The sequence below is a fragment of the Streptomyces boncukensis genome (assembly GCF_011045075.1).
Lineage (GTDB): Bacteria > Actinomycetota > Actinomycetes > Streptomycetales > Streptomycetaceae > Streptomyces > Streptomyces boncukensis.
Genome location: NZ_JAAKZZ010000161.1, coordinates 1 through 14,381, shown reverse-complemented (window position 1 = coordinate 14,381; position 14,381 = coordinate 1). Strand labels below are relative to the sequence as shown.

At 73.3% G+C, this 14,381-nt stretch carries 15 protein-coding genes; 6 read left to right on the top strand and 9 right to left on the bottom strand.

Features of this window, described 5'->3' with window-relative positions:
• Positions 1-382 precede the first annotated feature (382 nt).
• Both G5C65_RS17125 and G5C65_RS17120 read right to left on the bottom strand, forming a co-directional pair.
• Entirely contained in the window at positions 383-970 is a 588-nt protein-coding gene (locus G5C65_RS17125) for a hypothetical protein (RefSeq protein WP_165299717.1), read from the bottom strand.
• A gap of 9 nt (positions 971-979) precedes the next feature.
• The gene (locus tag G5C65_RS17120; RefSeq protein WP_165299716.1) at positions 980-2,107 is read right to left on the bottom strand and encodes a magnesium and cobalt transport protein CorA; all 1,128 of its coding nucleotides are present in this window, start codon (positions 2,105-2,107) and stop codon (positions 980-982) included.
• 486 nt (positions 2,108-2,593) lie between these two features.
• On the opposite strand from G5C65_RS17120, the gene G5C65_RS17115 reads away from it, so the two are divergent.
• Positions 2,594-3,181, top strand: a complete 588-nt coding sequence (locus G5C65_RS17115; protein ID WP_165299715.1) for a suppressor of fused domain protein — start codon at positions 2,594-2,596, stop codon at positions 3,179-3,181.
• A gap of 52 nt (positions 3,182-3,233) precedes the next feature.
• On the opposite strand, the gene G5C65_RS17110 is transcribed toward G5C65_RS17115, so the two are convergent.
• On the bottom strand, positions 3,234-4,454 hold the full coding sequence (locus G5C65_RS17110) for an MFS transporter (protein WP_165299714.1): 1,221 nt from the start codon (positions 4,452-4,454) through the stop codon (positions 3,234-3,236).
• A gap of 180 nt (positions 4,455-4,634) precedes the next feature.
• Here G5C65_RS17110 and G5C65_RS17105 point away from each other — a divergent pair, with 180 nt between their 5' ends.
• The 3 genes from G5C65_RS17105 (at position 4,635) to G5C65_RS17095 (ending at position 6,901) form a co-directional block, all read left to right on the top strand.
• Positions 4,635-5,273: a DUF6758 family protein gene (locus G5C65_RS17105; RefSeq protein ID WP_165299713.1), complete on the top strand. Its 639-nt coding sequence runs from the start codon at positions 4,635-4,637 to the stop codon at positions 5,271-5,273.
• A 128-nt stretch (positions 5,274-5,401) separates the two neighbouring features.
• The gene (locus G5C65_RS17100; RefSeq protein ID WP_165299712.1) at positions 5,402-6,247 is read left to right on the top strand and encodes a PHP domain-containing protein; all 846 of its coding nucleotides are present in this window, start codon (positions 5,402-5,404) and stop codon (positions 6,245-6,247) included.
• Between the two features lie 45 nt (positions 6,248-6,292).
• Positions 6,293-6,901 (top strand): MarC family protein, encoded by a 609-nt coding sequence (locus G5C65_RS17095; protein ID WP_165299711.1) that lies wholly within the window; start codon positions 6,293-6,295, stop codon positions 6,899-6,901.
• Here the strand turns inward: G5C65_RS17095 and G5C65_RS17090 are convergent.
• Together G5C65_RS17090 and G5C65_RS17085 are read right to left on the bottom strand one after the other, a co-directional pair.
• Complete coding sequence (locus G5C65_RS17090; protein WP_165299710.1) at positions 6,882-7,826, bottom strand: alpha/beta fold hydrolase; 945 nt, start codon at positions 7,824-7,826, stop codon at positions 6,882-6,884. The two genes, G5C65_RS17095 and G5C65_RS17090, sit on opposite strands and share 20 nt — an antisense overlap.
• A gap of 124 nt (positions 7,827-7,950) precedes the next feature.
• Complete coding sequence (locus G5C65_RS17085) at positions 7,951-9,615, bottom strand: DEAD/DEAH box helicase (protein WP_165299720.1); 1,665 nt, start codon at positions 9,613-9,615, stop codon at positions 7,951-7,953.
• A 436-nt stretch (positions 9,616-10,051) separates the two neighbouring features.
• Here G5C65_RS17085 and G5C65_RS17080 point away from each other — a divergent pair, with 436 nt between their 5' ends.
• Positions 10,052-10,816, top strand: coding sequence for a ferritin-like fold-containing protein (locus G5C65_RS17080; RefSeq protein ID WP_165299709.1), 765 nt, complete (start codon positions 10,052-10,054; stop codon positions 10,814-10,816).
• Here the strand turns inward: G5C65_RS17080 and G5C65_RS40465 are convergent.
• The 4 genes from G5C65_RS40465 to G5C65_RS17060 all read right to left on the bottom strand — a co-directional run bounded on the left by G5C65_RS40465 (position 10,767) and on the right by G5C65_RS17060 (position 12,750).
• Positions 10,767-11,201, bottom strand: a complete 435-nt coding sequence (locus G5C65_RS40465; protein ID WP_338146474.1) for a hypothetical protein — start codon at positions 11,199-11,201, stop codon at positions 10,767-10,769. The genes G5C65_RS17080 and G5C65_RS40465 overlap by 50 nt on opposite strands.
• 140 nt (positions 11,202-11,341) lie before the next feature.
• A complete protein-coding gene (locus G5C65_RS17070; RefSeq protein ID WP_165299718.1) occupies positions 11,342-11,569 on the bottom strand; it encodes a DUF3107 family protein in 228 nt (75 codons plus the stop codon).
• A gap of 160 nt (positions 11,570-11,729) precedes the next feature.
• Positions 11,730-12,353: a TetR family transcriptional regulator gene (locus G5C65_RS17065; RefSeq protein WP_165299708.1), complete on the bottom strand. Its 624-nt coding sequence runs from the start codon at positions 12,351-12,353 to the stop codon at positions 11,730-11,732.
• Between the two features lie 163 nt (positions 12,354-12,516).
• Complete coding sequence (locus G5C65_RS17060) at positions 12,517-12,750, bottom strand: hypothetical protein (protein ID WP_165299707.1); 234 nt, start codon at positions 12,748-12,750, stop codon at positions 12,517-12,519.
• Positions 12,751-12,987: 237 nt separating this feature from the next.
• On the opposite strand from G5C65_RS17060, the gene G5C65_RS17055 reads away from it, so the two are divergent.
• Positions 12,988-14,049: an alpha/beta fold hydrolase gene (locus tag G5C65_RS17055; RefSeq protein ID WP_165299706.1), complete on the top strand. Its 1,062-nt coding sequence runs from the start codon at positions 12,988-12,990 to the stop codon at positions 14,047-14,049.
• Positions 14,050-14,381: the final 332 nt, after the last annotated feature.

Sequence of the window (14,381 nt, the reverse complement as noted above, 5' to 3'; positions counted from 1 at the left end):
ACTCGAACGACGACGCACCCATGATTGCAACATCTCCCGCTCAGCATCAGTCAGCACAACAGGCGGGATCTTCGGTCCAGGACGACTCACACCAGACCAACGACGAATCTCCGACTCAGGACACTAGGTGTGTTGTCCGGCGGATCATGGTTGCCCTCTGTCGGGGCAGCCGGGTCCGGGCTGCCCCTGCCCGTGTCCTGCGGTCTGCGGCTGGGTTGTGGCCGGTCGCGCAGTTCCCCGCGCCCCTGAAGCGCCCCGCAGGGGCGCGGGGAACTGCGCGAGCAGCCACAGCGCGCTCGCACCCTGCGACGCGCAGCAAGGGGCAGCCCCTGCCCAGCCCCCGAAGAGGCCGGCGGAACGACGCCGGGCACCCCGGACCGGCCTACGCCGAGCGGCGGCGGCGCCGGAACAGCAGGCGGGGCACTCCCGCGGGCATCGGCCGCCGCGTCACCGCCCCGCTGGGCAGCGGCGGCGCCGCGTGCGAGGCGTCGGGCATCGCCCCGGGCTTCTCCCGTACCGGCCCCGCCGGCTCCAGGCGGAGCACCCGGCACTCGCGGGCCCAGCGCTCGGTGACGGTCTCGGCGTCGGGTGCGTTCAGCCGCTTGCCCTTCAGCTCGGCGGCCGCCGCCTCCCACTCCGTGCTGCCGGGCGCGAGCTCTCGCACGTGTGCGGGCCACGTCACCAGCCGTCCGCCCTTGTCCTTGCTGCGCACGGTCACCGTGGCCGTGCCGCCGTCGGAGAGCGCCAGCCCCTCCAGCGGCTGCTCACCGCCGCCCGGCACGGCACCGGCTGCACCGGCTGCATCGGCGGCATCGGCTGCACCGACGACGTGTGCCGCCCCCTCGTGCCAGACGTGCCACAGCGCCCGCGCCGGGCCCTGCGGCCCGCGCACCCAGATGAGCCCCGACTTCTTGGTGGCCTCCTCGACCAGCGCCCGGTCGAGCGGGGTCTCCGGCGTCCGCGTCGTCATGACGGCAGGTTACAGCCAGTCGTTGCGTTTGAAGCCCCGGTGGATCGTGTAGCAGATGCCGACGATCAGGGCGAGCACCGCGGGGTAGCCGTACTTCCACTTCAGCTCCGGCATGTACTCGAAGTTCATGCCGTAGATTCCCGCGATCATCGTGGGCACCGCGAAGATCGCCGCCCAGGCGGTGATCTTCCGCATGTCCTCGTTCTGCGCGACGGTGGCCTGCGCGAGGTTGGCCTGGAGGATGGAGTTGAGCAGGTCGTCGAAGCCGAGCACCTGCTCGTTGACCCGGTTGAGGTGGTCGGCGACGTCCCGGAAGTACTTCTGGATGTCCGGGTCGATCAGCCGCAGCGGCCGCTCGCTGAGCTGCTGCATGGGCCGCAGCAGCGGGGTGACGGCCCGTTTGAACTCCAGCACCTCCCGCTTGAGCTGGTAGATGCGCCCGGCGTCGCCGCCCCGGCGGCCGGTGCCTCCTCCCCCGCGCGCGGAGAACACATCGATCTCGACCTCGTCGATGTCGTCCTGGACGGCGTCGACGACCGCGAGATAGCCGTCCACCGTCTGGTCGGCGATGGCGTGCAGCACGGCGGACGGGCCCTTGGACAGCAGCTCCGGGTCGTCCTCCAGCCGGTGGCGCAGCGCGCGCAGCGAGCCCTGGCCGCCGTGCCGGACGGTGATGATGTAGTCCCTGCCGGTGAAGCACATGACCTCGCCGGTCTCCACCACCTCGCTGCTGGCGGTGAGTTCGGCGTGCTCCACGTAGTGGATCGTCTTGAAGACGGTGAACATGCTCTCGTCGTACCGCTCCAGCTTCGGCCGCTGGTGCGCGTGTACCGCGTCCTCGACGGCGAGCGGGTGCAGTCCGTACTCCTGCGCGATACCGGAGAACTCCTCCTCCGTCGGCTCGTGCAGGCCGATCCAGACGAAGTCCCGGCGTCCGCCGCCTTCCGCCGCGCGGACCCTGCGCAGGGCCTGGGCGGGGTCCAGCTGCTCGCGCGTACGGCGCCCCTCGCGGTAGACGGCGCAGTCCACCACGGCGCTGCAGGCGGCCTCCACGGCGCCGGCGGAGTCGTACCGGGCGCGGGGGTCCCTGCGGAGCGCGGGGCGCACGGCCGCGCGCAGCTCTCGGATCATCGACATTGGGGCTCCTTCACGGTGCCGTGCCATGCCGCCGGTGTCGGCCGAGGGGCACGCAACGCTGCCCGGAACGGGGGCCTACGGCCGTGCTGTCGGGCACGGATGGCCGGAGGTCCGCAAAGCGGGCACCGCGCGCGGGGCGGCCGCGGCGACGGCATTCGCTGACAGACGGATCAAGCGAAGCTCAGGCGCCCTTCCGTCGTGCGCACCCTGAGACGGAAAAACCCCCCGAGGAGGTTTCACCGCGCGGCCCGTGGGGATTCAGGGCCTCAGGCGTGGGGACGCTGCCGGATCGGAAGAGCGGTTGGTACTACACGGTCGACTCGGATCCATGCCAGTCCCACCTCCTCCGGCCGGGCCCCCGTGGGGGATGATCTCAACACACCTTGACCAGCAGTCAACGGTAGCACTGGGCGAACCGCCCACTTGCCGGATTCGGTCGATCCAGGTGCCTCTTTGCCGTGTTCTTACGCGATCTATGCTCGCGGGATGGCAGACGTTCTCACGCTCGTCGAAGACCGGCTCCGCGCCGCGCTGGGCGAGCCCGACGCCCGCGCCTCGGTGACCTTCCTGGGCACCGAGCGGATCGAGGTGCTGCGCTTCCCGGACGCCGCCTCGTCCGTGGTCCGGTACGCCACCCGGGGGATGTCCGCGGCGCCGATGACCGATCCGGCCCAGGCGCTGGCCGACCCGGAGCGCGGTCCGCGGGCCGAGCTCGTCCTCTCCCTGCGCGCCGACGGGGCCGACACCGACAAGGTGCTGCGCCCGCTCGCCGTACTCGCCGCTTCGCCCCAGGTCGAGGGGGTCGTGGTGGCGCCCGGCAGCGCCCTGGACACCGGTGAACCGCTGTGGCCCGCCGCGCCCTTCACCTCCGTCCTGGTGGGCCGTCCCGGCGGGCTGGTGGAGGACCTGCCCCTGGACCCGCCCAGGGAGCCGGTCCGCTTCTTCCCGCTGCTGCCGATGACCCCCAACGAGGCGGCGTGGAAGCGGGTGCACGGGGCCGAGGCCCTGGAGCAGCGCTGGCTCCAGCACGGTACGGACCTGCGGGCTCTGCAGCGCGGCAGCGTGCCGCTGTAGCGTGCCGCCGCAGCAGGACGCTGCGGAGCCGGGCGCCGCGGAGCCGGGCGCCTCAGCGTGCGGGCGCCGGGCTGAGGGTCCGCTCTTCGAGGAGTTCCTCGGCCTCCGTCGCCAGGGCCCGCCGGCGTACGCCCACGATCGCGGCGCCCACCAGCGCCGCACCGGCCGCGACCACGAACGGGATGTGGACGTCGGTCCACTCCTCGATCTTCGGCGCCAGGTACGGCGCCGCCGCGGCGGCGAACCAGCGGACGAAGTTGTAGCCCGCGCTCGCCACCGGGCGCGGCGCGTCCGAGACCCCCAGGGCCAGCTCCGTGTAGACGGTGTTGTTCACCCCGATGAAGGCGCCGGAGACGACGGTGCCGGCGACGGCGGCGGTGTGGCCGCCGTAGCCGAGCACCAGCAGGTCGGCCGCCATCAGGATCAGTGAGCCGCCCAGCACCCGCAGGGAGCCGAAGCGCTCCTGCAGCCGGGGTGCGACCAGCACGGAGAAGACGGCGAGCAGCACACCCCAGGCGAAGAACACGGCGCCCGACCGGTACGGCGACATGTCCAGCACAAACGGCGTGAACGCCAGCACCGTGAAGAACGCGTAGTTGTAGAAGAACGCCGAGGCCGCCGCCGAGGCCAGTCCGCCGTGCCCGAGCGCCTTGACGGGGTCCAGCAGCCCGGTCTTGCGCGCGGGCCTGGGCTGCTCCTTGAGGAGCACCGTGATGGCGAGGAAGCCGATGGCCATCAGCACGGCCGTGCCGAAGAACGGGAAGCGCCAGCTCGCGTCGCCGAGCACCGCGCCCAGCAGCGGGCCGCAGGCCATGCCGAGGCCGAGCGCCGACTCGTACAGCAGGATCGCCGCCGCGCTGCCTCCCGCGGCGGCTCCCACGATCACGGCCAGCGAGGTGGAGACGAACAGCGCGTTGCCCAGCCCCCAGCCGGCGCGGAAGCCGACCAGCTCGCCGACGGAGCCCGAGGTGCCGGAGAGCGCCGCGAAGACGACGACCAGCGCGAGCCCCGTCAGCAGCGTCTTGCGGCCGCCGATCCGGCTGGAGACGAAGCCGGTGACCAGCATCGCCACGGCGGTGATCAGGAAGTACGAGGTGAACAGCAGGGAGACCTGGCTCGGGCCCGCGTCCAGTCCCTTGGCGATCGAGGGGAGGATCGGGTCGACCAGTCCGATGCCCATGAACGCCACGACGGAGGCGCCCGCCGTCGCCCACACGGCCATGGGCTGGCGCAGGATACTGCCGCCGCCCTCGTCGAACGGATCACCACTCATGCCTGGTCGCTCCTCTGTGTCGCAGGTGTCGCAGGTGTCGCACCGCCAAAGTCATTGACAGCTACACACAATAAATTAGCGAAGCTAAATAATGCAAGCTACACGTATATCGTGCCGCGGCGCCTCCGGCCGGGTGATCGTCCTTGACGCGGGGGCGGGCTGGTAGGACCGTTAAGGCTCATGAGGGGCGATCCCAGTTGCCCGAAGTGCGGAAGCCGGGTCAGGGCACCCGGCCTCTTCGCCGACACCTGGCAGTGCGGTGCACACGGCCCGGTGCATCCGCTCCAGCCGGTCATCCCGCCCAGCGTCGAGGCGCTCGGCGTGGTCGTCGGCCGGGCCCGGGTGCCGGTCTGGATGCCGTGGCCGCTGCCGGTGGGCTGGCTGTTCACGGGCGTCGCGTCCGCGGGCGACGACAGAACCGGGGGGCGCGCCACCACCGTCGCCTGCTCCGGGCCCGGACCGCTCGGCGGTCCGGGCGAGCTGCTGCTGGTCGCCGAGGAGCTGGGGGTGGGGCTCGGCGCGCGGTTCGCCGGGATCGAGGGCCCCGACCCGGGGCCCGGTATCTGCGTCGACCGGCCGCCGCACGTGAAGGTGCTGGCGGCGGGGCGGCCCACGCCCCTGTGGCACGTCGAGGGTACCCCGGACGACCGCGCCGTGTTCGCCGGGGAGGCGCGCGGCCTGTGGCTGTGGGCGATCGTCTGGCCCGAGCAATCCGGGCTGCTGCTCTACGACGAGCTGGTGCTCACCGACCTGCGGGACGCCGGCGCCGAACTGGACCTGCTGCCCTGCGGCGCCCTCTCCCCCCGGCTGCTCGGCTGACGGCGGGTCCGGGCGCCGGGACGTCCGGGCGTCGGGGTGTCCGGGCATCCGGGCGGAGTGGAGCGCGCTCCCGGGCGGCTATTCTGGGAACGCCCGTGCGTAGCCGTCCCCGGAGAGAGCCCCCTGCCGTGCGCATCGATCTGCACACCCACTCCACCGCCTCCGACGGCACGGACTCCCCGGCCGAGCTGGTCCGGCACGCCGTGGCAGCGGGGCTGGACGTGGTGGCGCTGACCGACCACGACACCGTCGGCGGGCACGCCGAGGCCCGGCGCGCCCTCCCCGCCGGGCTCACCCTCGTCCCCGGCGCCGAGCTCTCCTGCCGGCTGGACGGCGTCAGCCTGCACATGCTGGCCTACCTCTTCGACCCCGCGGAGCCGGAACTGGCCCGCGAGCGCGAGCTGGTGCGGGACGACCGCGTGCCGCGCGCCCGTGCCATGGTCGCCGAGCTGCGCGAGCTGGGCGTGCCGGTCACCTGGGAGCGGGTCGCCGAGATCGCGGGGGACGGCTCCGTCGGCCGCCCGCACATCGCCTCCGCGATGGTGGAGGCGGGCGTCATCGCGACGGTCTCCGACGCCTTCACCGAGGAGTGGATCGCGAACGACGGACGCGCGTACGTCCCCAAGCACGAGCTGGACCCGTTCGACGCGCTGCGGCTGATCAAGGGGGCGGGCGGCGTCGCCGTCTTCGCCCACCCGCTCGCCGCCAAGCGCGGCCAGACTGTGCCGGAGAGCGCCATAGCCCGGCTGGCCGCCGCGGGGCTCGACGGCGTGGAGGCCGACCACGCCGACCACGACCCCGCCACCCGCGCCCGGCTGCACGGCCTCGCCGCCGAGCTGGGCCTGCTCGCCACCGGGTCGAGCGACTACCACGGGGACCGCAAGGCGGTCCGCCTCGGGGACTTCACCACCCACCCCGACGTCTACGCCGAGATCGCGGCCCGCGGCTCAGGTGCCCGGCCCGTCACGGGCTGACCCCGCCGTCCGACCGCCCCTCGCTGCACCTCCCGAGGCACCACTGTGTTCGACTTCGCCCTCTTCGGGTCCGTTTTTGTCACGCTTTTTGTGATCATGGATCCGCCCGGTATCACGCCCATCTTCCTCGGACTGACCTCCGGGCGGCCCGTCAAGACCCAGCGCACCATGGCGCTGCAGGCCGCCGTCGTCGCCTTCGGCGTCATCACCGTCTTCGGCATCTGCGGCCAGCAGATCCTCGACTATCTGCATGTCTCCGTCCCCGCGCTGATGGTCGCGGGCGGGCTCCTGCTGCTGCTCGTCGCGCTCGACCTGCTCACCGGCAAGAACGACGAGCCCACCCAGACCAAGGACGTCAACGTCGCGCTCGTCCCGCTGGGCATGCCGCTGCTGGCGGGGCCCGGCGCCATCGTCTCCGTCATCCTCGCCGTACAGCACGCCGACGGCTGGGGCGGTCAGCTCTCGGTCTGGTCGGCGATCGTCGCCATGCATCTGGTGCTGTGGCTGGTGATGCGCTACTCGCTGGTCATCATCCGGATCATCAAGGACGGCGGGGTCGTGCTGGTCACCCGGCTGTCCGGGATGCTGCTGTCGGCCATCGCGGTGCAGCAGATCGCGAACGGCGTCACCCAGTTCATCCAGGGCAAGGGCTGAGCTCGCGCCAGAAGGCGGTCAGCGCTTCCGCGGTCGTGCGCGGCCGCTCGGCGTTCGGCGAGTGACCGGTGCCCGGGACGGCGGAGCGGCGCGCTCCGAGCCGCAGGGCCATCGCGTCGAGCTGCGGCACCGGCCAGGCGTCGTCCACGCTCCCCGAGACGACATGGACGGGCAGCGGGAGAGCCGCCAGCTCGTCCGTCCGGTCCGGCTCGCCGATCAGCTGCCGCCCGCCTGCGACGAGCTGCGCGGGGACGTTCGCGAGCCAGCGGCGGCGCAGAAACGCGTCGATGTCCGGCGGGACCCGGGCACCGGGGCCGTCCGGACCGGCCCCGTCGGGATACGGCGCCTGCCCGGCCTCCGCCGGGGACTGGTCCAGCTCCCGCATGGCCTGCCAGACGGCCTCCATGCTCATCGAGCCCAGCGCGGACAGCAGCAGCGTGACGCGCTGCTGCTGGGACGCGGAGACGGCGGCGGGGCCGCAGCTCATCAGGGTGAGCGAGGCGAAGCGCTCCGGGGCGCGCAGCGCGGCGGCACGGGCGACGAGGCCGCCCAGCGAGTGCCCCAGCAGATGCGGAGGCGACCCGGGGACCGTGGCGGCCGCGCCGGGCTCGCCGGCCGTGGTCAGCGCCCCCGCCAGGGCGAGGGCGTCCAGGGCCAGCTCCGACTGGGCGTACGCCTGCTCGGAGTCCGGCCCTCCGGTCTCGTACTGCCCGCGCGGATCCACCGCCACCGCCCGGAACCCGGCGTCGGCGAGCGGCGCCAGCAGCCCGATGAAGTCCTCCTTGCTGCCCGTGAAGCCGGGCAGGAGGAGGGCGGTGCCGCGCTCCGGGGCACCGCACTCCTGTACGGCGAACTCGCCCCGCGCGGTGCTCAGGCGGTACGCCCGCGCCCCCGCGGGGAGGTCGAGAAACGGCGGCCTGCTCATGTGCGGAGACGCTACCCGCGACCTGCGGCGGACAGCCAGGGCGGCCCCTGCTCGGCAGGGACGGCAAGGGGCGGCCCCTGCTCGGCAGGCGGCCGCCCCCGCTCCGGACCTTCGCGGGCCCGGATCAGCTCTCGGTGGGCTGGGAGCCGCTCGACCGCGTGCGTCGGCGCCGCCGCGGCTTCGCGGCCGGCGCCCCCTCCGCCGCCGCGCCCTCGGCCTCCGCCGCGGCCGCGCTCACCGGCGCACCGGCCCGCGTGCGGCGCCGCCGCCGCGGCTTGCGCGCCGTCGCTCCTGCGGTGTCCGACCCGCCCGGTGCGGAGCCGGTCCCCTCGGCGGGGGCCGGAGCGGAGCCGGAGCCGTCCGCCGCCGCGGGCTCCTGTGCGCCGTCCGTGTCCTTGCGGAGGGCACCGCGGGTGCGCCGCCGCTGCCGTGGCGCCCTGGTCCGCGGTCGCTCGGAGCGCCCGGCGTCCGGGCGCCCGCCGCGGGAGCGGGACGCGCCCGTCTCGCCGAGGTCCTCCACCTCCTCGGCTTCCAGCCCCGCGCGGACCCGCTCGGCGCGCGGCAGCGTGCCCTTCACGCTCTCCGGGATGTTCAGCTGCGCATAGAGGTGCGGGGAGGTGGAGTACGTCTCGTCGGGGTCGTTGAAGTCCAGGTCGAGCGCCTTGTTGATCAGCTGCCAGCGCGGGATGTCGTCCCAGTCCACCAGGGTGACGGCGGTGCCGGAGGCCCCCGCGCGCCCGGTGCGGCCGATGCGGTGGAGGTAGGTCTTCTCCTCCTCCGGCGACTGGTAGTTGATCACATGGGTGACACCGTCCACGTCGATGCCGCGCGCGGCGACATCCGTGCACACCAGCACATCGACCTTGCCGTTGCGGAACGCGCGCAGCGCCTGCTCGCGCGCCCCCTGGCCGAGGTCGCCGTGCACGGCGCCCGCCGCGAAGCCGCGCCGGGAGAGCTGCTCGGCGACGTCCGCCGCCGTGCGCTTGGTCCGGCAGAAGATCATCGCGAGGCCGCGGCCCTCCGCCTGGAGGATGCGGGAGACCATCTCCGGCTTGTCCATCGAGTGGGCGCGGAAGACGTGCTGTGTGGTGTTCGCCACAGTCTGGCCCTCGTCGTCCGGCGCGGCGGCGCGGATGTGCGTGGGCTGGTTCATATAGCGCCGCGCGAGCGAGATCACCTGGCCCGGCATCGTCGCCGAGAAGAGCATCGTCTGGCGCCGGGCGGGCAGCATCTCGATGATCTTCTCGACGTCGGGCAGGAAGCCCAGGTCGAGCATCTCGTCGGCCTCGTCCAGCACGAGGGCGCGGACGGCAGAGAGCCGCAGCTTCTTCTGGCCCGCCAGGTCCAGCAGCCGGCCGGGGGTGCCGACGACCACGTCGACGCCCTTCTTGAGGGCTTCGACCTGGGGCTCGTAGGCGCGCCCGCCGTAGATCGACAGCACCCGGACATTGCGGACCTTGCCCGCCGTCTGGAGATCGTTGGTGACCTGCTGGCACAGCTCGCGGGTGGGGACGACGACCAGCGCCTGGGGGGCGTCGGTCAGCTCTTCGGGCGCGGCGCGGCCCAGCTCGACGTCCGCGGGGACGGTGACCGACTCCAGGAGGGGGAGGCCGAAGCCGAGCGTCTTGCCGGTGCCGGTCTTCGCCTGGCCGATGACATCGGTGCCCGCGAGGGCGACCGGAAGCGTCATCTCCTGGATGGGGAACGGGGTCATGATGCCGACGGCCTCAAGGGCCTCGGCTGTCTCGGGGAGAATCCCGAGCTCTCGGAACGTCGTGGACAGGATGATTGCCTCTTCTGTGTGACGCGCGAGCCAGGGCGGCTGCGCTGTCCGCTGGGCGGCCCAGCGGAGCGAGGAGAGGGTCGTAACCGTGCCGAAGCGGCCGTCGTCGGCCCGCTCCGTGGCGCGGGACCACTGGCTCTCGCTCAAGCGCCCTACTCGCGCGAGCGGTCCCTCTCAGCGCCGGGCCGTGCCGGGGAGCACGGACCTGGCAGAGGGCTGTCAGGTCGGAGCCGATCGGGCCACCGACCGGGCATCCGCATTGCATGCGTCGAGCCCACCTGTTCCAGTGGACCCACTAGCACTGTACCCCGGATCCGCGCATGTGTACCGGGGCAATTGTTGTGTACGAGTTCCCGGGCGGTCTCCAGGGGCGCCGCACCGGCCCCCGCGGCCCCGGGGCTGGGGGCTTCCGCACCAGGCGGCGAGGGCTATGGTGCGGAGTATGCAGACGTCAGACAAGACCCCCGCCGAGCGCGCCGGGCGCGTGGCGGCTCCCGGAGAGCCCGCGCCCACCGGGATCGCCACCCAGGACTGGGCGAGCGCCTCCGCCGATCCCACCTACCGGGCGGCGGTCATCGACCTGCTGGGCGCGCTGGCCTATGCCGAGCTGGCGGCCTTCGAGCGGCTCGCCGAGGACGCCAAGCTGGCCCCGTCGCTCGCGGACAAGGCGGAGCTGGCGTCCATGGCCTCGGCGGAATTTCATCATTTCGAGCAACTGCGGGAGCGGCTCTCGGCGATCGACGCCGACCCGACGGCCGCGATGGAGCCGTTCGCCGCCGCGCTGGACGCCTTCCACCGGCAGACCGCGCCGTCCGACTGGCTGGAGGGCCTGATCAAGGCGTATGTCGGGGACTCCATCGCCTCCGACTTCTACCGCGAGGTCGCCGCACGGCTGGACGCCGACACCCGCGGGCTGGTGCTGGGCGTCCTGGAGGACTCCGGCCACTCCAGCTTCGCCGTGGAGAAGGTGCGCGCCGCGATCGAGGCCGACCCGCGGGTGGGCGGCAGGCTCGCGCTGTGGGCCCGGCGGCTCATGGGCGAGGCGCTCTCGCAGGCACAGCGGGTGGTCGCGGAGCGGGACGCGCTCTCGACCATGCTGGTGGGCGGGGTCGCCGACGGCTTCGATCTGGCCGAGGTCGGGAAGATGTTCTCCCGGATCACCGAGGCCCATACGAAGCGGATGGCTGCCCTCGGGATGGCTGCCTGACGCCGGGCACCGCACGGGCGGCCGTTCCGGCTGTTCCGGCCGCTCCCGCAGGCCCCGTGGATCCCGCCGGCCCCACTCTTCCCAGCGGCCGGACGACCGGCTGCCGGCCGGCCCGCGGCTCGGCGTCCACGCGCAGCAGCAGGGACAGTATGGCCGCGCTCACGGCCAGCGCGCACAGCAGGGACACGGCCAGCCGGCCGGGGCCGAGCACAACGGCGCTGACAACCCCGCCCAGCAGGGCGGCGACGGCTCCGGTGGAGAGCACGAGCGCGCGGTGCGGGAGCCGTCCGGGCAGCCGCCTGGTGGCGGCGTGGGCCAGCAGCAGGCCGAGCGCCGCCGATCCGATGGCCTCCCAGATCACAGGCACCTCCGGTGCTTCGAGCACGGTGCAAATCGGTCGTTCCGGTACTCCCCATCACAGGAGGAGCTGAAACGGCGGCCCCGGGAGCAATCCCGGGGCCGCCGTGGGGTTTTCCGATCTTCATATCCGGCACGCGGATTCCGCTCTCCGCTCCGGTCGGGGCGTCAGATCGCGCCGAAGCCGACCTTGCGTCCCGACGGCTCTCCGATCTCGACGTACGCGATGCGGTCCGCGGGGACCAGAATCTTGCGGCCGTGCTCGTCCTCCAGCCCGAGCACCGAGGAGTCGCTGCCCAGTGCCGACGAGACCGCGCTCTCCACCTCGTCCGGAGTCTGCTTGCTCTCGATGACGATCTCGCGGGGCGCGTGCTGCACGCCGATCTTGACCTCCACGGCTATGTCCCTCCGACGGTCCGGGTCGTGGTGCGCGGCCAGCCGCGCCGTACGGAAGCAACAGTAGCCCGGCGTGCGGACGAGTCGTTCACCGTGGTCCACGCCCGGAGCGAACAACCGGACGCCGGGCGGCGCACCGGCGCGCCGCCCCGGCCGGCCCTCACTGCAGCGGGAAGCCCGCGATACCGCGCCAGGAGAGCGAGGCCATCAGCTTGGCCGCCGCGTCCCGCGGGATCCTCTGGCCCGCGCCCAGCCAGTACCGCGCGGTGATCTGGGCCATGCCGCACAGGCCGACGGCGAGCAGCATCGACTGCTCGGTGGGCAGCTTGGTGTCCTCGGAGATGACCTCGCTGACCGCCTGCGCGCAGTCCAGGCTCACCTTGTCCACCCGCTCCCGCACCGCGGGCTCGTTGGTCAGGTCGGACTCGAAGACCAGCCTGAACGCGCCGCCCTCGTCCTCGACGAACGCGAAGTAGGCGTCCATGGTCGCCGCGACCCGCTGCTTGTTGTCGGTGGTCGATGCCAGCGCCGTGCGCACGGCCTGGAGCAGCGCCTCGCAGTGCTGGTCGAGCAGCGCGAGATAGAGCTCCAGCTTGCCCGGGAAGTGCTGGTAGAGCACCGGTTTGCTGACGCCGGCACGGTCGGCGATGTCGTCCATCGCCGCCGCGTGATAGCCCTGCGCGACGAAGACCTCCTGAGCGGCTCCCAGGAGCTGATTGCGTCGGGCCCGGCGGGGCAGACGCGTGCCGCGAGGGCGCGCCTCGGTCTGCTCGATGGCTGTCACGCCGCCTCCCTGTCGTTCTGAGCGCGAATTGCGCTGCGCCGCCATCGTACTTTTCGGTAACAGCAGTGTGTGCGGTGCGGGCGGAGAATTTCACAGGCCGGGACGCCCCCGCGGCGGGTTCCGGGCGCTCTGCCGGGCGGCCGCAGGGGCGCCCGCGCGGCCGTCACCGGTACTCGTCGTCGTTGAGTTCCACCACGCGTGCCTGGTCGGCGGCGTCGGCCGGGTCCGCCTCCGTCAGGCCGCGGTCGGCCATCGGGGAGTCGCGGTGCTGCAGCAGATCCGTGTGCTGTTCGGCGGCGTCCTCCTGCGGGGTCTCGAACCCGCCCGGCTCCTCCTCGTCGGGCTCGTCCTCGTATGCGTCCTCGATGGCCTCGGGCTCGGTGGGATCCACGGACATGTCAGCTCCCCTTTCCGGGGCGAGCGCTCTTCCTTCGAGTCCTTCGAGCGTAGAAGCCCCTGGCGGGCGGTGCACTCCTGGCCCGGCGGCACGGCCGGCAGGCGCGGCGTACCGCCCGGCGTACCGCAGGGTGTACCAGAACCGTACGAGGCCGGAACGCCGTTCCCAAGACCGTGCGTTCCCGCCTGTGAGAGTGAACACGGGAGGAGGTGCGTGATCGTCTCGTAACATTGCCCCATGTCGTCGACCGAACAGCCGGAGATGCGCACCGCACCGTCCCGCTCCGGCGCCCCGTTCCCGGCCTCCCGGGTCGCCGACGGGGAGACGCTCCGCACGGTACGGCTCCCCGGGCTGACGCTCGCCGTGCGGGCTCTGCACGAACGTTCCGGTACGCCCGCCGGGCAGCGCGCGGGCGGCCCGCGCGAGCCCGTGCTGTACGTGCACGGACTGGGCGGCTCCTCGCAGAACTGGTCGGCCCTGATGCGCGCCCTGGCCGCGGATGTGGACGGCGAGGCGGTCGACCTCCCCGGCTTCGGCGACTCACCGCCGCCGGACAGCGGCGACTACTCGGTGTCCGGGCACGCCAGAGCGGTCGTGCGCTACCTCGACGCGGCGGCGCGCGGCCCGGTCCACCTGGTCGGCAACTCGCTGGGCGGCTCCGTCGCGACGCGGGTGGCGGCCGTACGCCCCGACCTGGTGCGCACCCTCACGCTCATCTCGCCCGCCCTTCCGGAGATCCCGCCGCAGCGCGGCACCGTCCCGACGGTGCTGGTCGCGGTGCCCGGAGTGGCCGGACTGTTCGCCAGGCTGACGCGGGACTGGCCGCCGGAGCGCCGTACGGCCGACGTGCTCTCGCTCTGCTACGGCGACCCCTCGCGCGTGACAGCGGACGATTTCGCCGCCGCCGTCGAGGAGTACCAGCGGCGACAGCGGCTGCCGTACTTCTGGGACGCCATCGCCCGTTCGGCCCGGGGACTCGTGGACGCCTACACTCTCGGCGGACAGCACGCGCTGTGGCGGCAGGCGGAACGGGTCCTCGCGCCGACGCTGCTGGTGTACGGCGGACGGGACCAGCTCGTGTCGTACCGGATGGCCCGGCGCGCCGTCGCCGCCTTCCGGGACTCGCGACTGCTGGCCCTCCCGGACGCCGGCCATGTCGCGATGATGGAATACCCGGAGATCGTCGCACCCGCCGTCCGCGAACTCGTCCAGGAGGGCGCGCGGTTGACGCGGCCGCCGTCCGGCCGCGACGCTGCGGGCAGCTCCTCCGGCAACCCGGAAGATCCGAAAGGTGACTAGTGGGACGCCATAGCCGCAGAGGCAAGGCCGCTGACGCCGAGGAGGCGCCCGCACCGCCCGAGGCCCGCGCCCGGGGCGCCGCGCCCGCCGGCCACCAGCCGCCCCCGCAGACGCCCGCACACGGCGTCCCACGGGCCCAGCCCGCGCCCGGCACCTCCGCGCCCGGTACGCCGCCGCCTGGATCGGCGCGACCGGGTGTGTCTGCGCCCGGTACGCCGCCGCACGGTGTCCCGGTGCCGGGTACGCCGCTGCGGGACCCCGGGGCGCGTGACATGTCCCCGGAAGGCACCCAGCGGCCCGGCACCCCGTCTCACGGCACCCCGGCGCCCGGC

Bases quoted from the DNA above. Each gene is read 5' to 3' on its own strand.
- G5C65_RS17125 (WP_165299717.1), bottom strand. From the start codon at position 970: ATGACGACGCGGACGCCGGAGACCCCGCTCGACCGGGCGCTGGTCGAG.
- G5C65_RS17120 (WP_165299716.1), bottom strand. From the start codon at position 2,107: ATGTCGATGATCCGAGAGCTGCGCGCGGCCGTGCGCCCCGCGCTCCGC.
- G5C65_RS17115 (WP_165299715.1), top strand. From the start codon at position 2,594: ATGGCAGACGTTCTCACGCTCGTCGAAGACCGGCTCCGCGCCGCGCTG.
- G5C65_RS17110 (WP_165299714.1), bottom strand. From the start codon at position 4,454: ATGAGTGGTGATCCGTTCGACGAGGGCGGCGGCAGTATCCTGCGCCAG.
- G5C65_RS17105 (WP_165299713.1), top strand. From the start codon at position 4,635: ATGAGGGGCGATCCCAGTTGCCCGAAGTGCGGAAGCCGGGTCAGGGCA.
- G5C65_RS17090 (WP_165299710.1), bottom strand. From the start codon at position 7,826: ATGAGCAGGCCGCCGTTTCTCGACCTCCCCGCGGGGGCGCGGGCGTAC.
- G5C65_RS17080 (WP_165299709.1), top strand. From the start codon at position 10,052: ATGCAGACGTCAGACAAGACCCCCGCCGAGCGCGCCGGGCGCGTGGCG.
- G5C65_RS17060 (WP_165299707.1), bottom strand. From the start codon at position 12,750: ATGTCCGTGGATCCCACCGAGCCCGAGGCCATCGAGGACGCATACGAG.
- G5C65_RS17055 (WP_165299706.1), top strand. From the start codon at position 12,988: ATGTCGTCGACCGAACAGCCGGAGATGCGCACCGCACCGTCCCGCTCC.